The 19,623-nt window shown below is 42.0% G+C and carries 12 protein-coding genes and 2 pseudogenes; 1 reads left to right on the top strand and 13 read right to left on the bottom strand.

Translation table 11 applies throughout. The annotated features are described in order from the left end of the window. Positions 1-181: 181 nt before the first annotated feature. Positions 182-1,102: a MurR/RpiR family transcriptional regulator gene (locus IGJ25_RS07840; protein WP_010748037.1), complete on the top strand. Its 921-nt coding sequence runs from the start codon at positions 182-184 to the stop codon at positions 1,100-1,102. Between the two features lie 78 nt (positions 1,103-1,180). Here the strand turns inward: IGJ25_RS07840 and IGJ25_RS07835 are convergent, their stop codons facing one another. The 13 genes and pseudogenes from IGJ25_RS07835 to IGJ25_RS07775 all read right to left on the bottom strand — a co-directional run bounded on the left by IGJ25_RS07835 (position 1,181) and on the right by IGJ25_RS07775 (position 19,583). Further along, positions 1,181-3,100, bottom strand: a complete 1,920-nt coding sequence (locus IGJ25_RS07835; RefSeq protein ID WP_081116556.1) for a beta-glucoside-specific PTS transporter subunit IIABC — start codon at positions 3,098-3,100, stop codon at positions 1,181-1,183. A gap of 201 nt (positions 3,101-3,301) precedes the next feature. Next, positions 3,302-4,146, bottom strand: a pseudogene (gene licT / locus IGJ25_RS07830) (BglG family transcription antiterminator LicT). A 412-nt stretch (positions 4,147-4,558) separates the two neighbouring features. Next, positions 4,559-5,668, bottom strand: a complete 1,110-nt coding sequence (locus IGJ25_RS07825) for a LacI family DNA-binding transcriptional regulator (protein WP_225001317.1) — start codon at positions 5,666-5,668, stop codon at positions 4,559-4,561. Between the two features lie 148 nt (positions 5,669-5,816). After that, positions 5,817-6,551, bottom strand: coding sequence for a hypothetical protein (locus IGJ25_RS07820; RefSeq protein ID WP_081116554.1), 735 nt, complete (start codon positions 6,549-6,551; stop codon positions 5,817-5,819). Then, positions 6,548-8,676: pseudogene (locus IGJ25_RS07815) on the bottom strand (hydantoinase/oxoprolinase family protein). The gene IGJ25_RS07820 and the pseudogene IGJ25_RS07815 overlap by 4 nt, the downstream one beginning before the upstream one ends. 62 nt (positions 8,677-8,738) lie before the next feature. Then, the gene (locus IGJ25_RS07810) at positions 8,739-10,091 is read right to left on the bottom strand and encodes an SLC13 family permease (protein ID WP_074931563.1); all 1,353 of its coding nucleotides are present in this window, start codon (positions 10,089-10,091) and stop codon (positions 8,739-8,741) included. Between the two features lie 673 nt (positions 10,092-10,764). Next, on the bottom strand, positions 10,765-12,540 hold the full coding sequence (locus tag IGJ25_RS07805; protein ID WP_010748035.1) for an ABC transporter ATP-binding protein: 1,776 nt from the start codon (positions 12,538-12,540) through the stop codon (positions 10,765-10,767). Next, the gene (locus IGJ25_RS07800) at positions 12,540-14,288 is read right to left on the bottom strand and encodes an ABC transporter ATP-binding protein (RefSeq protein ID WP_081116551.1); all 1,749 of its coding nucleotides are present in this window, start codon (positions 14,286-14,288) and stop codon (positions 12,540-12,542) included. The genes IGJ25_RS07805 and IGJ25_RS07800 overlap by 1 nt, the downstream gene beginning before the upstream one ends. Positions 14,289-14,488: 200 nt before the next feature. Continuing rightward, on the bottom strand, positions 14,489-14,707 hold the full coding sequence (locus IGJ25_RS07795) for a YneF family protein (RefSeq protein WP_005235432.1): 219 nt from the start codon (positions 14,705-14,707) through the stop codon (positions 14,489-14,491). Between the two features lie 107 nt (positions 14,708-14,814). Continuing rightward, the gene (locus tag IGJ25_RS07790) at positions 14,815-15,558 is read right to left on the bottom strand and encodes an ABC transporter permease (protein WP_438779232.1); all 744 of its coding nucleotides are present in this window, start codon (positions 15,556-15,558) and stop codon (positions 14,815-14,817) included. A 2-nt stretch (positions 15,559-15,560) separates the two neighbouring features. Beyond that, on the bottom strand, positions 15,561-16,469 hold the full coding sequence (locus tag IGJ25_RS07785) for an ABC transporter ATP-binding protein (RefSeq protein WP_225001315.1): 909 nt from the start codon (positions 16,467-16,469) through the stop codon (positions 15,561-15,563). Between the two features lie 240 nt (positions 16,470-16,709). Next, complete coding sequence (locus tag IGJ25_RS07780) at positions 16,710-18,233, bottom strand: helix-turn-helix domain-containing protein (protein ID WP_225001314.1); 1,524 nt, start codon at positions 18,231-18,233, stop codon at positions 16,710-16,712. Positions 18,234-18,530: 297 nt separating this feature from the next. Continuing rightward, on the bottom strand, positions 18,531-19,583 hold the full coding sequence (locus tag IGJ25_RS07775; protein ID WP_081116548.1) for an LPXTG cell wall anchor domain-containing protein: 1,053 nt from the start codon (positions 19,581-19,583) through the stop codon (positions 18,531-18,533). Positions 19,584-19,623: the final 40 nt, after the last annotated feature.

Genomic DNA, 19,623 nt, shown 5'->3' with positions numbered 1-19,623 from the left:
TAGAAAAAGCGTTTGCAAATCTCGCTTCTTCTTGCAGGTGTTTTGTAAAAAAGATTTACAAAGAGCATCAAATAAGGAATAATTAGGATGTAAACGATTCGCTAGGTACTGAGTAAAAACGAATTTCTGTAAAAACCATTTACAAATAATCAAAAAAAATGTAAAAAGGAGCATGTATTCCATGTTGTTACAAGAAAAAATGCGCCAAATCAAACTAGCACCCGCCGAACGATCGTTGATTGATTATTTATTAGCCAATCCGACCGCGATGGCGGATCAAACCATCAAGGAATTATCTGAAAAAACCTATGTTCATCCTTCTACTTTTATTCGGATCGCCAAAAAATTAGGCTTCAATGGTTGGCTCGACTTAAAAACGGCCTTTGTGGAAGAGCAAACTTATATGAGCAGCCATTTTACCGATGTGGATGCGAACTTTCCCTTCTCTTCCCATGACGGTATTATGACCATCGCCAAAAAGTTGGCAAAGCTTGAACAAACAACGATCGAAGATACGCTTTCCTTGATCCATCATGATGAATTACAAAAAGCGAAACAATCGTTGCTCAATGCCAACCATATCAGGATTTTCGCCAGCAATGCCAACACCTTGATTTCTCAAGACTTTGTTTTGAAGATGCGGCGTTTAGGAAAAAGTATCCACGTCTGCGATACCTTCGGCGAAAGTGCCTATGAGGCATCCAACTGTACCTCCGATACGACCGCGATTTTGATTTCTTACACAGGTGAAAACAAAATGGTTAAAGAAATCGGTAAGATCCTCGCCGAACGGCAGGTCTCCATCATTGGGATGACTAGTATTGGCGAGAATGCGTTAGCGAAATTAAGCGATTGTGTCTTAAATATCACAACAAGAGAAAGGCTTTATTCAAAGATCGCGAATTTTACGATCAATACCTCAGTTTGCTACTTGCTAGATTTGTTGTATGCAGTCGTCTTTTCGGAGCACTATGAGAAAAATCTGCAGCATTTGATCGATATTGGGATGGCGTATGATAAGCGCCCCACTTCATCAACTATAATCGCTGAACCAACCTATGATAAAAACCTTCATTATAAGGACTCACTGTTTCCCAATTAAATGACTGTCAAAAAGCGATCGCGCCTTCACGACCGATCGCTTTTATCCTTATATAGCTGTTTTGCAGGAAAATGTTTCCTAAACTAAAGCCGTGATCAAATCATCGGAACAACCAACTTCTCGTTTGTCAGACTCGATGATATCCAAATAATCCGCTGAGTTGGTCACTAGCACTGGGGTCTCAATATTGAATCCTGCTTTGATCAATGCATCTTTATCAAAGCTGATCAATTTTTGCCCACGAGTGACTTTATCGCCTTGCTTCACATGCGCTTCAAAGAACTCACCATTCAATTGAACAGTATCCAAACCAATATGGATCAAAAGTTCTAAACCATTCTCAGAAATCAACCCGATGGCATGTTTGGTTGGGAACAATGTCATCACTGTACCATCAAAAGGAGCCACGACTTCGCCTTTTGATGGATGGATCAGGATGCCTTTTCCTAGCACTCCTTGAGCAAAAGCTTCATCTTTGGCACTGCTTAGTGGCGCGATCGTTCCTTCCACTGGAGAAGTGATCACTTCTTTTCGAACAGTCATCGCTGGTTGTCCTTCTGCGATTTCTTCTTCCACTGCATCATCTTTCCAGAAAGCCATGGTCAAACCAAAGCCAATCGCTGCAGCGATCAAGATTCCGAAGACAGAGAACCACATGCCACTAGCGTCGCCTTCTGGAGTGATGTAGTTGAAAATGCCAAAGACCCCTAACCCACCAGAGGTGTAGCTCGTTGTTCCATTGATCATCAAGAAGGCACCTGCGACCGCACCACCGATCATTGAGTAGAAGAACGGCATTTTTTTCGGTAACGTGATCCCATAAATCGCTGGCTCCGTTACACCGAAAAGCCCTGAGATAATAGCTGGTGGACATAGTGCTTTCAGTTTTTTATCTTTCAGTTTAAAGTACATCGCCATCACTACGGCTGTTTGAGCAAAGCTGGCACCAAACGTAGCTACCAAAATCTGACTGTAGCCTAGTTGTGTCACTTGCATAATGTGTAGCGGAACAACTGACCAGTGAAGACCGAAAATAACCAATACTTGCCAGAAGAAACCTAGCAACAAGCCATAGGCAGCTGGTGAGAAGTCCATCAGCGCTTCAAATCCTGAGCTCAAAAGATCCGTCAACATACTGATCACAGGTCCAATCACCAAAAACCCAATTGGCAATGCAATCAAGAGAACTAAGAACGGCACTAAGAACGTTTGGACAACAGAAGGAATGATTTTTTTTGCAAATTTTTGAACTTGTGCAGCAAAGGCAATGATAAAGATGACCGGCACCACACTGCTAGTATACGTTGCGCCAACCCACGGAATCCCTAAGAACGTTTCGTACGCTGGCAAGCCTAACAAGCTATACGGTGCAGCAGCTCCCTCGCCAGCGCCTGCAAGAAATGCGGCTTGCAAAGCAGATCCTTGAATCGTTGGGTAACAAAGCGCTGATCCGATCACGATTCCCACCATTGGATTTAAGCGAAACTTTTTCGCTGACGTATACCCTAAAATCACTGGCATAAACATGAAGATCGAATCGCCGATCGCATTGAACATAACGTAGGTACCTGTCGTCGTTGTAAAATCGATCAAGCCTGTTGTACCAATAAAAAGCAACAGTGCGTTTAGTCCTTTGATCATCCCCGCCGCACACAAAGCACCTAAGAAGGGTTGGAAGCAGCCGCTCAAAATATCGATCAAACGATCAAACAAGTTGCCACCTGAAGCTGTTTCTTCAGCATCACCACTGATTCCTGCAACATCGATCACTTCTGCATAGACATCTGGCACATGGTTTCCGATAACCACCTGGTATTGACCGCCACTCTTCATGACCGTCACGACCCCATCCATGTTCTTTAAGACTTCATCATTTGCGACGCCTTCATCCTTTAATTTAAAACGCAGGCGTGTGATACAATGCGTCAAGCTATTGATGTTCTCTTTCCCACCGACATTTGCTACGATTTTTTCTGCTAATTCACGATATTTTCCCATTTTTGATTCCTCCAATTTTTTTGTATTGAAGGTTTAGCCAACTGAATGTCACTATCCAAAATGTTTTCTTTTTTTGATTTCTTGCTGCATGGTCAGATGTCTTGAAGCTGACGTTTGATAAGAATCATTGCGAAGAAACTTTTCTTTTTTGACACCTTCTCATGAATCAAAAAATCCTTCTCCTTTCTTGTTTTTTTTCAATCAACGATTCTTTTGCACAAGTCTGGCAATATGAATCGTTAAATACAAACTTTCGTCACTGGACATTTGATACTGATACTGATTTTCTAATAGTTCAGCGATTTTTTGTACGCATTGATACGCATTTCGGTACTTCACTTTGACCATAGCCAAAAGATCTTCATCGGTTTCATCCGCATGAGGGGTATGGTTTTGCATTCTTGAGACAAAAAATTTCAAATGCGTAGTGAAGCGATAAAAATAAACGGACTCTTCATCAAAGGTTGTTTTGAAAAAATATTTAACAATGTTTATGATGTCTTGCATCGTTTGGGTTAGTTCAGCAATATTGCCTTGGTCACCCCATTCTCAGTTTGCGCATTGACGAGATGCAGAGCAATAAAGCCAGCTTCGTCATCTGGCAGCTGAATCCCGTAATGTTCTTTGATTTTTTCTACTGTTTTGCAGCCTATTTGGTACTCATCGGGGAAAAAACGCTTGATATCCCACAATAAGACATTTTTGACCGTCATTCCTTTTTTCGATCGTTCAATGGCACAGTGCATGTGATCCGTCAACGAGATGTAAATGGAATCATTGATTGGGGATGACAATTCTCGCCGAGCATACTCAATGATCTCATTGGATAATTCAAGATATTCCAGTGGTAAGTCAGCAAGCAGCTCTTGAAATTGAGATAAGATCGTCTGATTTTCTAAGCGATACACTTTATCGACCGTTTCTGAAGAAATTTCATCTCCCACTTTTTTCTTAAATGCAATCCCCCGCCCCATAACAATAATCTCGTTTTGACTTTGATCGGTAGTGATCACAACATTATTGTTTAACACTTTACTGATTTTCATCTCCTACCCCCACTTACTTTATCATTGCGGATATGGTTCATTGCTTGTCTTTATTGCTGAGCCAACAGTCAACACAGAAAAAACCTCATGAAAGCAGCGCAAATACCGCAGCTTCATCAGGTTTAGCTTGTTAAAAATCAACAATCACTATCCATTAGAACCAGTTTTATTATCTTTATCATAGCAAAGGTAGAAAGCGCTGTCAATCGTTGTTCGTTATTTTTACTGACACCTAGTACGAATCTATTGATCGTTTCTTAAATACACGAGCGATCAATTTTTATTCGTTCTTATCTTAGATAAAGACAAAACCCTTAGCGAACGAAAAAACGCTCCCCAAAGACTTGACTGATCAGTCTAATCTTTAGGGAGCCGGCTATGGTGTCATTTGTTTCTTGTTTTTCAAAAAAACCTAATCATCTTGTTTACGATAATTTTTTTTGATGTAAGGCTGGTTTTCTTGGTTCATACGGATAACGATCTTATCAAAACTATTGTCACTCACTTGTGTCGAACCATTCATTTTGATTTTTGGCTGTACTTCGATTACCTTTGGTTTATACTGCATTTTCCCTTTTGAGATCCGCTTGACTAAAAGTTCAGCAGCTTGCGAACCAATCTCATACGACGGTTTTTCAATCACAGACATTTCATGATGATAAAGTTTGTTCCAGCCTAAATCATCATAGCCCCCGATCGCAACATCTTCTGGAATCCGTAAGCCCAAGCTATAGATCACATGGATCAACGCAAACATCAACTCACTGTTTTCAGCTAGTATTGCTAAACGATAGCCTTGATTTTTTTTCAACAATTCGTTTAGTGATTCCTTACACGCGTCAAATGCCGCTTGTGTTTCTTCGATCTCAAATGCTAGTTGTTCAGGATTTCTAACTGCGATTTTAGAACTTTCCAGAAAAAGAGCGAGCTTTTTCTTCCGACTAGGCGTTGTGAGCGGTGGTGTAAAGTAAGCGACTCGATCAAAGCCTTCTGAATAAATACGTTGAATCATCTCGCCCGTCGCTTTTTCATTATCAACGATGACTGTATCAATCATCACTTCTTCGATCGTGCAATCAGCCAGCACGATCTTGACCTTTTGCTCAGTCAAGCTTTTCACGAATGCTTCGTCCTGATTCGACGACAGAATCAGCCCTTCCACTTGACGGTCGATCAACGCTTGAATTTGATCCTGCTGAGAAATATTTTTGTGATCGGTTTCAACAAGAATCACCTGAAAAGATTTTCGTATACAATAATCATTGACGCCTCGAACTAAAGCTGCTACTTCCGGGATCATGATATTGCTGACAACGATGCCGATCAATCCCGTTTTATTGTTTTTCAACCCCTGTGCTAGCGCATTTGGACGGTATTCAAGCTCCTCGATCACTTCTTCGATGCGCTTTTTTGTCTCTGCTGACATAAATTCATATTTGCCATTCAAATATCTAGAAACGGTGGTTTTTGAAACATTTGCTTTTTCTGACACCATCTTAATGGTGATTTTCTCATTTGCCATTCAATCCACGCCTTGCTTTTTGCTGTTGGTCAATTATATCATGGAACCCTTGAAAAATGAACAAGGACCGATTTCGTTCGACATGGACTGTCCTATCTCAATAGTGACGGATCGTAAAGAAGCCGCTAAGTGAGCGATTTTCAAAGAACTAGCTCATTGCTTCAATGTGGCGCATTTCTTGCTGCACGACTTCATATATACTTTTTGAAAAGTCGACTTCCAACGGATAAGAAAGCAAAATATCTAACATTTGAGGCACAAAGTCTGTCTCACACAGTTCTTTTGCAAAGGCCATCGCCGCAATTTCCGAAGCACAACCAACCGTCGACCGATGCTCGTAGGAAAAAAAGCGCCACAGGGGAATCGTTTTGGTGATATGGTACATCGTTGCCCCATGTTGCTCTTCTAAATAGTGAAAAATTTCATGAGCGATCAAGACTCCTCGGATAACTTCTGGTTTAGGCAATATTTCCGAAGATTGAGTCAGCTCGGTGTAAGCAGCAATGGGTTCAGTGATCAATTCAATGGAGCGCTCCATGATAAACTGCGCAAAGACCATACGAAACTTCGTCGGTTTTCCAGATCTTTCCGTAATCGTTAAACCAAGCTTATTCGCCAAGTACCAGGCACGATCTGCCTTTTCCTGTTTTTTTAAATCAAACTGGTCGAGTATTTTTTGCGCCCATGTTCTACCACATAAAATGGCTTCTTCAATGATTTCGTTTTTTTCCTCTTCACTCACTTTATTACGCAGCATCTCGCGGGTAAACTCAAATACTCCCCAACTAAATTCGTTGATGGGCATGAGCTGTTCATACCACGTTTCTAATAATGTCAGATCAACCGTATGTTGCTGTTTTAAGAAAAACCTCTGCTTGATCATAGGGAATTCGCCGCCAGAACCATCACTTCTTCATTTGGATCTAAAGTCGACATTTCGATATCGATCAACAACATCAATGCCTCCAAATCGTTTACTGAAAAATCCATCACCCGTGGTCCGGCACAAATATAGAAATCTGGACGCAAAATCACTTCTGTCTGATAGATCGCCAAGTCATCCCACAGTTGCTCGACTGCTTGCACATAATTCTCCGCGGTGGTTTTGATGACCTTCCCTGAAGCTCGTTGTACTTTAATAAAGCCTTTTTTATCAAGGATTCGAATTGCCGGATTGTCTCCTGAAGAAACACGGGTTCCAAACACATAAAAATGCGAACTTTTCTCTAAAAGATCAATTTCGTTGGTAGGTAGCCCCAAATCGCCTGCTGCTAATTCTTGGGCTTCCTCGACGGTTGCCTCTGCTAAAAGATCCGTCGTCTTGACTTCGGTGGAACCAGTCGCAATGGCTGTGACTTTAGACGTTTGAGGATCGATTTCGATAAAGACTTCCACACTTTCTGGGGTAGCCCCACTCTCAATGGCTTTATTGATAGCCTCTGTTTTGATTGATCGCAAGTCTTCTTTCGAAGGGGAAGGAATGATCCGTTCAACGACATCTCGCACCATCGCTAGGGCGACGCCAATTGAGGAAATCACCTCAGCGTTCTCCGGAATCGAATATTTTACGCCCATTTTTTCTGACAAGTAGATAATTAATGACGAAGCGCCGCCACCAACTCCTACTAATGAAATTTGGCTTTTTTCTAATTTGTATTTTTCTGCTAAAGACAAAATCACTGGCTCTAATTTTGCATAAGAACGCTCCATGATTTGTGTCGCAATATCTTCGATCGTCGTGCCACAATAATCCGCTAATACGCCCATCGCTTTTCGAGCCGCTTCGATATTCCCATAAGAAAAATGTTCCGGTTTGATCAAGCCCAACACATTCGCTGCACACGAATTGGTGATAGTTACCCGCTCACCATTATCAAATTTGATTGCAACATAATCCGCAGGATCTCCTTCTTTCGGACTAAAGAATTCCACCTCTCCTCCTGTCCAATTGGTTGGATCAGAGTAGACTGCGTAGTCCAGACCGGCAATATGAGCAGAACGAGGTCCTACATCTACCACTCCATTAGCAGTTGCTCGAATCATGGAACCCCCTGCACAACCCGTGATCCGAACATCCAAACTGGAAATGTATGTTTCATGTCCGCCAACGACAGAATAGTCGATCGCTGGCCGTCCGTTTTTAATGACACCGATATTGGTGGTTGTGCCGCCTACTTCAAAATACACACCATTTGATGCTCGTAAATACATCAGTGAACCCATTACTGAAGCTGCTGGACCCGAGAGCATAGTCAGAACTGGTCGCTTTTTCATCTCAGCAATTTCCATAACCCCACCATCGCCGCGCATGATCATTAAAGGTACATCTACTCCCGACTCCTTCACAGAGACTTCCGTTGAATTTGCGACAGATAACATTTTAGGTAAAATGCTTGCATTGATAGTGGCCGTTCGTGTTCTTCTGGTCAATCCGTAAAGTTTCGTGATATCCGAAGCAACGGTACAGGGAATTCCTTTTTCTGTACAAACTTCCATCACTAGATTCTCAGCATCATTATTATCTACTCCAAAAGCCATACTAGCGACGATCACTTCTGATCCTTGCCTCACTAGATCATCGATCATCTCTTCCACACTCGCTTTATTCATTCCTTTGAGTTTTGAGAAGGCATTGATGATCTTAATGGATCGCTGATTTCCTAGGACGATATCGGCAATTTTTAATTGACGCTTTGCCAGAAACCCTTCGAAACCACCACGAGCCATACCGAAAACACCAATGTCAGCCACATCCCCTTCAATCAAAGCGTTCGTGGCTTGGGTGGTTGAATGAGCAACAAAAATCACACTTTTTGGGTCAATATCATTTTCTTTCATACAATTTTGAAAACTCTCGACAACGCCAGCAGCTACCCCCGTTCATGATCATGGGTGGTCTTCACGCTGGATTTTCCTATGATCTCGTGAGTCAGATTATCGATAGCGACAGCTTTTGTATGGGTACCGCCTACATCGATTCCCATTCTAACTTTTCTTAATTCACTCATTTCCACTTTCCTCCTACATCCATAGTTGCATGATTTATTGATTAGCTACGTTTCTTCATCGACTAGTTATTCAATCCGAACAAAATGAGCGCAATGATACACAGGATCGCACTAGAAAGCCACCCAGCTGGTATCGAAAACTTCATGAAATCTTTAGAACCAACTTTATGATGTCCTAGCCCCCATGCTACCCATGACTGAGTAATATCCAAATGCTGAGGAGCGATCGTGACCACAGCGAAAAGTGGAAAAATGAATGCCAGATCCCAATTTGTGGCAGCTAAGATCACTGCCGCTACTGCGCCTCCTGATCCGACTAAGTTCAAAGGACCACGGAAAAAACCAAGGGGTGCTAAGATAGCAAATAAGATCGCAAGAGCCACGGTACTATGAGGAACTAGACCGCCAACGATTGGTTCAAAGAAAGGAACCGCGAGACTTGCAGCTGAATTAAACATAGCCAGTACTAATAAGAAACCTACCAGGGGCGCAACATCGACAGCACCATCTGCAAATTGTTTAGCTAACATGCGGCAAATATTTACGAAACCACCTTTTAATTTTCCGCAAGTCAGTAAGGCGTACAAAGCTGCCAGAATAAATGCAGGAATAATAGGAAACTCAGCAAACACAACGAGTAAGACTGGTGCGATCACAGCCACCCAAGAATACCAAGGAGCATCGCCTGAAGTTGCACCAGGTGTGGAAGCCCACGCTTTGACTTTTGATGATTTCGCACGACTTAAAGCAATATTGGCAAAAACCAATGTCACAAGTAAGGAAACGACTAGTGCGATCATGCCGAATGTGAAATAGTCGGAAAACCCATATTCCATCATGGATTGACTTCCTTCAGGTTGTAATGCTGCTAAAATACCTTGGTATTGCACAAAATTTGTTACATTGGCAAAAATTCCCGCCATGATGGAACCCATAAAAGCGAATAAAGCAATCGCTGTTGGAATACCCAACGCTTGCAAAATCGGCATAACGATCACTGCGATAGAGATTACAGGACCAATGCCCGTCATGGAAGTGAAACATAAGGCAGTAACAGTACATAAAAGGGTCATTGTGATCCGTGGTTTATCTCCACCAAGCTCAACAACCTTCCGAATCAGCGTTGCTGCGATCCCTGTATCCATCAAAATCCGACCAAAGAAGGAACCGAAGAAAATATTAACCAGAATCGAACTAGCAAAACCGGCGGGTCCTGTTTGATAAATGTTCGTGATCGTATCGACAAAATTCAAAGCTGTTAAATCCGGACTCAACGCATTGCCAATAAAAGCTAAAACGGTCCAAAGTGTTGCCATAACGAAGAAACCTACCATCAGGTTGAACCCTTTGACGCAGTACCAAACCATTCCTAAGAAAGAAACGATCATTAAAATACCAATTATAATTTCTACCATAAATTTTCCCTCATCTTTCCATTTGAACTATTTTTTGTTCATAGATCGTGTTGCAAGTTTCTACGTTTGCTACTTTCCCTATTCTCGCTGAATGCGACCTTTGTCATGAAAAAAACGGCTAAACTTGTGACCATTCCCCATGCTTGCTTTCCTCCTCTTTTTTGTTAACCGTTTTAGTTAACCGGTTAACAAAGAATTAAAAAAATAAAACAACGAATGATTTCTCGTGTTTATCCACTCGACTATCTTTGAGCTCTCAATACATTCCTTTTCGCCCCCTTCTCGATGGGACTGCCTTTATTACAATCCCCCTCCACAATCCTCTCTCGTTGGTTGGGTTCTTCGTAAAAAATAGGCTCAGGATACTTGCCTTTTGCTTAGAGCAGCTTCCCTCATATATCTAGTCTATAATTTGACCCTCCTATTTGCGCAACATTTCACATAGAGCTCCTCTGCCACTCGCTTGACTGCGCGTGATTCCTAATCTTAACCGAAATGTCTCGCGACCGTTTGATCCGTTTGGATGTCTAGGAGCTAGTTGCTTTAATGTCTACATGATAGCAAAGGGTGAAAACGCTGTCAATCACAAATAGAAATTTTTTCCTCCATTTGTTCAATTTATACAAAATAGACCTTAAAATACCTAGGCGGTATTTTAAGGTCTATTGGTCGTTTAAACTTCACTTGCCTGCAAACGGTACATATCGGCATACAACCCTTTTTGAGCCAAAAGTTCATCATGGGTGCCTCGTTCGACGATCGAGCCTTTATCAAGCACCAAAATCAACTCGGCATCGCGGATGGTAGACAATCGATGGGCGATCGCGATCGTGGTTCGCCCTTGACGCATATTTGCCAACCCTTCTTGGATCAGTCCTTCTGTTTCAGTATCGATATTGGCAGTCGCCTCATCCAAGACCAGCACTTTCGGATCGGTCACCATGGTGCGGGCAAAGGAAATCAATTGTCGCTGCCCACTTGAATAGCTGGCGCCCCGTTCAATCACTTTGGCGTGGTATTTACCAGGTAATTTTTGAATAAAGGCATCTGCTTGAACAAATTTTGCTGCTGCTTCGATCTGTTCCTCACGAATGTCCTGATTCAATAAGCGGATATTGTCAGCGATGTCCCCATAAAACATGAAGGCGTCTTGCAATACGAGTCCGACTTTTTTCCGAAGCTCTTCCATCGTGAAGTCGCGGATATCTTGATCATCGATCAAAATTTGCCCTTCCCCGAATTCGTAAAAACGCATCAACACATTGATGATCGAGCTCTTGCCACTTCCTGTGTGACCGACTAAAGCCACGGTCTCACCTGGATAGGCGATGAAAGAAATATGATTCAATACGTTGTTTTTACCATCATAGGAAAAACTGACATCGCGAAATTCGATTTTTCCTTTGGTGATGGTTTGACTAGCATCGGGGTTTTGCTGCGGCGTGTATTCTTCGTTATCCATAATCTTTAGAATACGGCTGCCGGCGACCATCCCATCAGTAAAGACGCTGAGAAAATCCATCATCTGTGTCATGGGATTAAAAAATCCTTGAATATAGGTCGTAAAGGCGAAAATCAACCCGACTTCAATGGGCGATTCTAAGGCATCAAACCCAAAGACCGTCAACGACAAGGCGATCGCTAAGGCATACAACAAACTAATGATTGGTGATAATAGCAGCGCATTCGTGCGGATCATAGCGTATCTAGTTTTCAAATAATCATCGTTGGTCGCTTCGAATTCTTCATTCAGCCGCGCCTCTTGACGGAATTGCTGAATGATTTGCATACCAGAAATCGATTCATTCAATTTCGTATTCAGCTGACTCAGTTTTTCCCGCATTTGACGATAGATACGAGAGCTGAATTTTTGATAATACCAGATGACTACCATTAGGATCGGCAGAAAAATCAAGTTCAGTAAGGCAATTTTGACGTTGATGCGGAACATGGCGGCAAAAGAAGAAACCACCGCAAAAATTCCTGTCAATACCATCAAGAAGACATACCAAAATTCATACAACGTTTCTGTGTCGTTGCTGACCCGTGAAACGATCGAACCCGCTGGTGTCTGATCGAAATAGCGCATCCCAAGACTATGCAATTTTTCAAATAATTTTGCTCGAATATACTGATAGGTTTTTAAAGAACCCATCGAATAAAGGAACCATTGGAAAAACCAAATCACAGCTTTTACCAACACCCCAAAGAAATACAATGCAGCAAAGAAATAAATGACTTGCTGGGTCGCCGTTTGATTGGTCAAATAATTATCCATAAAGGTTTGAATGATCAAAGGCAACAGGATATTGACGATCGATAGCACAAAAGCAAAAAAGATCGCTGCATAGAAGGTTTTTCGAAATGGCTTGGCAAAAAGAAACATTCGTTTGATGATGTTTTTTTGCTCTTTAAAGGGAATCGATTTGCTCCATTCTGATTCTTGCATTAGGCTTCACTCCCTTCGATTTTGGCTTCTAGTTGCTGTTTGTCCCACATTTTTTTATACCAGCCATTTGCAGCCAATAATTGTTCATGGGTCCCGCGTTCACTGATTTTCCCATTGTCGATCACGAGAATTTCTTCTGCGTGCTTGACACTGCTTAGGCGGTGGGCAGCAATGATCGTTGTTTTATTCTGACGGAACGTCCGCAACTGTTGTAAAATAGCTTCTTCTGTTTTGGCATCTACTGCTGAAAGGGCGTCATCTAAAATCAATAATTCTGGATCAGTGATCAAAGCACGGGCAATGGATAAACGCTGTTTTTGTCCACCAGAAAGAGAAACACCACGTTCCCCCACCATCGTTTCGTACCCTTCAGGAAACTGACTGATATCCTCGTGGATCACTGCCAATCCAGCAGCTGCTTCCACTTCTGCTTGAGAAGCCCGTGGTTGCGCAAAGCGGATATTGTCTCGAATCGTCATGGAAAATAAGAAATGATCTTGCGGAACATAACCGATCGACCCCAAAAGAGCATTCAAGGAGTATTGCTTGCTATCGATGCCCCCGAAGGTGATCGCCCCGTCAAATGAATCATACTCTCGCAACAAGAGCTTCATCAAAGAGGTTTTTCCAGCACCGGTTTTCCCGACGACACCTAGTGTCTGACCCGCTGGCAAAGTAAAGTGGATGTCTTGCAGGGCAAAATCATCTCCTTGATAGTGAAAATCATTGATTTGAACGTTCACCGTTCCTTGGGCTGGGGCATCGACCGCATCTTTGGCTTCAATAATATGGGTCTTTGCCGCCAACAATTCGGCAACCCGATCATAACTTGCATTGCCTCGTTCCAGCACATTAAACAGACGTCCGATGGCAAACATCGGCCAAACTAACATACCGATATAACTGATGAAGGATACCAATTGACCGATCGAGATGGTACCGTTCATGACATAATTGCCGCCAACGATGATCGTCAGCACATAGGAGATTCCGATGATGATCGTAATAAACGGATCAAACAAGGCATCCAGAAAATTGACTTTGCGGTTTTTGATGATGGCATGGTCGATTTTGGTTTGAAAATCAGCGATGTCCTCTTTTTCCTGTCCAAAAGTTTTGATGACTTTCATCCCAGTAATACTTTCTTGGGCTTTGTCGTTGATGGAAGAAAATGCTTCTTGCGAGTCACGAAACGCATCATGCAATTTGCTGCCAAGAACCCGTGCAATGACTGCTAAGAAAGGCAGCGGCAATAGAGCAATGATCGTTAACCGCCAGTCGATAAAGAGAACCATCGCAATGATGGTTGCCCCTCCCGAGATGAAGGAATCGGCAAAGGTCAAGATCCCTGCCCCTGCCACATTTTGGATGGCATTCAAGTCATTGGTGGCATGGGCCATCAAATCACCTGTCCGATGCTTTTGATAAAACAACTGATCCATCCTTGTAAAATGTGCAAATAGCTGTCTGCGTAACGTTTTTTCTAGCCGAGCGGCACTGCCCCAGATATGCGTTCGCCAGACAAAACGAAACACGTATTGAGCGATGGCTGAAGCAATCAAGATCATGACCCAAAAAAAGATCGTCTGCATCGAGATCTCTTTTTCCGCAATCTCATCGATGATGATCCCGATAACTTTGGGAGGTGCCAACTGTACCAAGGCGACTAAGACTAAAGAGCCTACGCCTAACAAATAATGTTTCTTTTCTTGTTTAAAAAACCAACCTAACTTCCTAAATATTGACATAACACTCTCCATTTCTTTATGACCTGTTGCCTAAATTTTGCGATTTTTCCGAATATTCATTGGATTCAGATTCGATTGCTTCCCCGCTATTTACAGAACGTAAACAGAAAAAGCAGCTTGGGGACATTTTTTATTCGTTGCTGCGTTTTGCCGCAATAAAAAGCGAGCTGATAAAATCAGCCCGCTTTTTAGAAAAAAACCTACTTTTGGTTTTTCATTTGCTGCATCATCTGACGAATTTTTTTCTCAGAAGGTTTTTGACCCATTGACATCATCATCGAGCGAAGCATATCCTCATTAACGGGAGGATTTTTCTTTAGATAATCTTGCATATATTTACGCGCCAAAAAGAAGCCGCCGACAGCGCCTAGCAATGCTGCAACAACAGCGATTACGATTACGATTCCTACACTAACCATTCGAAAACTCTCCTTTCTCTTGTACTCTCAATGAATCATTTTACTAGAAAAAAACACAAAAAGAAAGAGTGAAAGCTGGATTTATCCAAAAACTTTCACTCGTTTCCTCAACTTAATGCGACATCTCTTTTGTTGAATAACCAATTTGTTAAAAGGTAGATTAAAACACTGTAAACAAGGATCCCGATCGCCATTTCCCAATAGCCCAATCCCGGATCAAAGGCAGTCATCTGCATGTCAGGACTATTTAATAAACTCGGTATTTGCTCTTTAATATTCATAAAATTAAATGGATTCCACTTCAGCCATGGGTATTTTTCTTGCGCAAAAAGCATGATCGAGTTGATGATGCTGCTTCCAAACAACATACCCAAGCCTAAGCCTACCGCCAAACTTTGAGAGCGAATGACGGCTGAGATAAAGATGGTCAATGCAATATAAAAGACAATCAATAGCAAGTTGGTTCCCGCAAAAACAAGGGCAACGAGAATCGCCGCTAGCCCGTTGTAGCCAGTAGCAGCAAAAGGTGATTCAGCTGCTAAAAATAAATTGGCGGCTGCTAAACTACTGATCAGTAAAACAGCAGTCCCTAAAAGCGCAAATAAAAACGTGTTGATGGCTTTTGCTGCTAAGATTTGGCTTCTGGAAAAAGGCCGAATCAATAAGAACTTGATCGTTCCACGACTGAACTCTTCTGCTACTGAAGAAGCCGCCACAATCACTACAAATAAGTTTAAGAACGACGTCATATCGCTTAAAGAAGCAAATAAATCATTGGTACCAATTTCTGGACTACCTAAGCGTACAACATAGGTCAAGCCAAACGTCATTAAAACCAATAAAAGCAGCATGCTTACAAACCTCCTTCTTCGGTCCAAGCCAAGAATGTATCTTCTAAAGAAGATTGCATTGTCCGTAGTTCTTTTAAGCCGATACCCGACGTCACGATCGCTGCAGCGATTTCAGAACGCTGATCTGTTTGCAACGTGACTTGCAATTCGTCTGCAACCTGCAAGACCTCGACGTCAAAGGAAGCTTTTAACAGTGCTTCTGTTTGCGAGTTATCATCGGTTTTGATGATCAACACATTTTTCTCTGCTTTCAACTCTGCCATTGCTACTTGATGGGTGACTTTTCCTTTTTGTACCACGATCAAATGATCCGCAATTTGCTCGATGTCGCTTAACTGATGACTGGAAACTAAAACAGAGACCCCTTTTGCTCGCAAAGAAAGAATCATTTCCCGAAACTCCCGCATGCCTTTAGGATCCAGACCATTCATCGGCTCATCTAAAACTAATAGATCTGGTTGATGAACCAGCGCCTGAGCAACACCTAAACGCTGACGCATCCCTAAAGAATAGGTTTTGACTTTTTGATGGATATGTCCTTCTAAATGCACCTGACGGATCAGGGCTTCTAGCTCAGAGGCTGTGCCTTTTTTCATCGCCATACGCTGATACTGCATCAAATTCTCATAACCGGTCATATAATTATAAAACTCAGGATTCTCAACGATCGCTCCGACTGAGGCAATCGCTGTTTTAAAAGAAGAATCCAATAAATTTCCCATAATGGCAATCGATCCTGTGTTGTGCTTCATCAAGCCAACGATCATTCGGATGATCGTCGTCTTCCCAGCCCCATTGGGCCCTAATAAACCAACGACTTGTCCTTGGTCCACCACAAAGGAAATATCATCAATGATTCGTTTGGTTCCAATCAATTTGGAAACATTTTGCAGTGCTAATACTTCTGTCAAAGTTACCCCTTCTTCCTAACACCATTTCTGCAACGATTTTAAATAAAAAACGTTATGATAATATGTATACCATGCCATCTCTGTAAAAAAAAGTCAAGAAGCGAAAAAGGAACATCGATGCTCCTGTTTTTGCTTCTTGACAACTTCGTTTATCACTGATGCTTTTCACGTTTGCCCTATTGCTGCTGGTCAAAAGCTTGGCAAAATTATAAGTTCTATTTGCTCGATCTTATAGCTGGCTCACTCCGTTTGGGTGAATGCCAGTTGGGCGAACGCTGCCTTGTTCTTGGCACTTCTGATCTGTTTGATCACTTGCTTGAGCTGTTTCCATTCCTTTGCGCTTGGGTGACCATTCCAATAAAAGAGGTAAGGCTGTTCTTCCTCGGAAAATTCCTGATGGATCGGATAATCGCTGATCACCAAATCTGGTTTTTGAGACAGCGAATAATGGGCCATCGCTCGATGCGTGGCATTCATCAAGCGGTTCTTGATCCAAAGCTCTTGCGTTTTTCCGTATTTCGAATGGATCGAGAACGTGACCGGCTGTTCATATTTGATAAAAATAACTCTCAGTAACATACAGTATTGGAAAATCAAACGATCATTCATTTGCAGTAATCTACGCAACGCTGGTAAAGAAACAGTCGCTTCCAAAAAAAACCGTTTCATGGTTGGATAAAGCACTGGAAAAGCGGCTTGCAGCTCTTGCTCGTCGGTTGTTTTGCCAAAACTATCGCTTTTTTGTCGCGTACCAAAACAGCCAGAGGCGGAATGGATCATGACCAGATTAACCAGTAAATAGTTTTTTTCGGCTTCTGTAAACGTCAACCGAAAATACACGGCTAGTTTTTCAACGAGCTGCGCTTCTTGCTGGTACTTTGGCTGAGTCAGCCACGAGATGTTAGCAGCATCGAGATCCTCCTCAAGATAGGTGTTCATTACCCCAAACATATAATACAAGAAGCTGCGTTCAACCTCCGAAATTTCAGAAAACGGCAGATGATTCCTGTTAAACAATGGGTTCAAAAAGACCTGATCAAACTGTTTTTTTTCAATTAATGGGTGCTCAAAGGTAAGTACTTCGTTTGGTAAAAACGAAAGCGGATGCTTTTGATGGATTCTTTGCACGGAGATAGCGAATAGATGAAGAAATTTATCGATATCGATTTTTCTCATATAAGAAGCATGGGTTTCAAACAACGCTTCAGCCTGCTCTTTCTCCTTGATCGATGCCAAGACTTGTGAGTCCTTCTCATCAAAAATTTGCCAATAGGTAAGATGATAAAAATAGCGGATCGCATATTCATCACCTGCCAAAGGATCACCTTTTTTTAAACTATAGGACAAATGATAGTTCGCCAAAACATGATTTAACTCCTGCAATTTTCGTTGAATCGTGCGGGGACTGCTAAAGGTTTTGTGACTGAGTTGTTCAAGGGAATGATAATCCCCCTGAAAGAGTGCATCCAGCAAGATAAACCCAACGGTTCCCTGCAACAATACACTATAGGCTTGGCTCAATAGAAATCGTGGAGAAAAAGTAATCGACACTTCTTTTTCCAACCGATCATAGGTCAAAGTAAACTGAGGATAGCGTGCACGAAACACCTCTACTTGCTGAACGATCGACTGCATTTTGTTGGTTTTCCTATCGAAAACACCTGAGAGCTCTTTAATTGTATAGTCTTTCTTGTTCGTTTCGTAACAATAACTTAGAAACGCATATATTTGTTTTTCTGTCGTATCCAAAAGTGCCTGTAACATGAAATTTCCCTCGCTTGTATAATCAGCAAACGCTGTTTTTGTCCTAAATTTGTCATCTTACAAAATTGTAAGCTGGCAGTGTTTGGTGATCGTACCACCGTGCGCTCTTTTCTGTCAAATCACTTTTAACAAATTTTCCTTTCGTTATCTGTATATTTTCATAAAAAAAGTCTGACGCCTCAAAACGATCGTCAGACTTTTTGTTAAAAACGGTAAAACAAAACGTGATTGTGCTTTCTGGGGAAGAAAATTCCAATCGTGGGTTATCAATTCTCTCATTATCCTCGGCTTTTTTCTTTACTGTCTCTCATCAGAAAATAACTTTCGATTCAGCCAGTAAAGGAAGACAGTAAGGATAACCACGCCTAGACCAAAGAGTAAATAGCGAATACTCGTATTTTTGCTGCCGGTTTTCGGTAGTACGGCTCCATTGACCTCCTTAGCACTGCTTGTCTCCGTAGGTTGTTCCTGTTCCATTTTCACTGAAGACGATGCTTTAGCGAGTTGTTTGCCTGCGGGATCATCGGAGGAAACACTTCGCTTGCTTGACTGACTTTGGTTAGGCGGTAATTTGTTTGGTTTCGTTTCTGAATCTGAAAGATTCTCAGATGCCGCTTCACTAACGGTCGTTGTTCCTGTTGTTGCGGTGGTTTCTCGACTCCTAGTTATCTGAGTCGATTCACTCTCACTAACTGGTTGGGTGTTGAAGTTTTCTGACTCACTTGCATTGTGACTACTTTCGATACTTTGAGAATCCTGACTTGTGTTTTCCGTAGTAGAAGTCCTTGGATCCGTCGATTGAGAGTCGCTAAATTTCGGTTCGATACTACTAAAGGAAGAGCTTGTTTCTTCAGACACCTTAGAGCTTGCGCTTATCTCAGAGTTCGTGGTCTCACTAGAGCTCGGGGGTGTTATTACCTGCCATTGACTAGGCTTCAAGTTTTCAGTAATCGTTGTTTCACCGTCATAAATCACAACTAAATCTACTTTATCCACACTTTTGATCTCATCGATGGCCATCTCAGCATAGATCCTTAAGTAGTTTTCAACACCTGAAAACCAATCGACATTTGTTAGATACGTTTCACCAATCACCTTTTCACTGTGTCCATTGCCATCCCAACCATAAGTTAAACGGATACAAACGTTTTGTGAAGTCAGCGTTTTGTTCGGCCGTACCGGGATCGTAATGACTTTCAAGGCTTCATCATAGATCACTCGATTCGTTTGAACAGAAAACGATAAATTCCCTCCGGCTCGTTCTTTTGCTGAAGTATGATCGAAACCAAACACCAGCAGCAATAATCCCGCTAACAGCAAAATCAAAACAATTCCAACCAGTTTTCTCATTTCCTCACTTCCTAAATGAATATTTCAAGATAACTTGATA

The organism is Enterococcus sp. DIV0240d, from assembly GCF_051711245.1.
In the GTDB taxonomy this organism is placed as follows: domain Bacteria; phylum Bacillota; class Bacilli; order Lactobacillales; family Enterococcaceae; genus Enterococcus_D; species Enterococcus_D casseliflavus.
Note: the sequence above shows the minus strand (reverse complement) of the source record. Positions and strands in the feature narration are given on the sequence as shown.

Bases quoted from the DNA above. Each gene is read 5' to 3' on its own strand.
- IGJ25_RS07840 (WP_010748037.1), top strand. From the start codon at position 182: ATGTTGTTACAAGAAAAAATGCGCCAAATCAAACTAGCACCCGCCGAA.
- IGJ25_RS07835 (WP_081116556.1), bottom strand. From the start codon at position 3,100: ATGGGAAAATATCGTGAATTAGCAGAAAAAATCGTAGCAAATGTCGGT.
- IGJ25_RS07825 (WP_225001317.1), bottom strand. From the start codon at position 5,668: ATGGCAAATGAGAAAATCACCATTAAGATGGTGTCAGAAAAAGCAAAT.
- IGJ25_RS07820 (WP_081116554.1), bottom strand. From the start codon at position 6,551: ATGATCAAGCAGAGGTTTTTCTTAAAACAGCAACATACGGTTGATCTG.
- IGJ25_RS07810 (WP_074931563.1), bottom strand. From the start codon at position 10,091: ATGGTAGAAATTATAATTGGTATTTTAATGATCGTTTCTTTCTTAGGA.
- IGJ25_RS07805 (WP_010748035.1), bottom strand. From the start codon at position 12,540: ATGCAAGAATCAGAATGGAGCAAATCGATTCCCTTTAAAGAGCAAAAA.
- IGJ25_RS07800 (WP_081116551.1), bottom strand. From the start codon at position 14,288: ATGTCAATATTTAGGAAGTTAGGTTGGTTTTTTAAACAAGAAAAGAAA.
- IGJ25_RS07795 (WP_005235432.1), bottom strand. From the start codon at position 14,707: ATGGTTAGTGTAGGAATCGTAATCGTAATCGCTGTTGTTGCAGCATTG.
- IGJ25_RS07790 (WP_438779232.1), bottom strand. From the start codon at position 15,558: ATGCTGCTTTTATTGGTTTTAATGACGTTTGGCTTGACCTATGTTGTA.
- IGJ25_RS07780 (WP_225001314.1), bottom strand. From the start codon at position 18,233: ATGTTACAGGCACTTTTGGATACGACAGAAAAACAAATATATGCGTTT.
- IGJ25_RS07775 (WP_081116548.1), bottom strand. From the start codon at position 19,583: ATGAGAAAACTGGTTGGAATTGTTTTGATTTTGCTGTTAGCGGGATTA.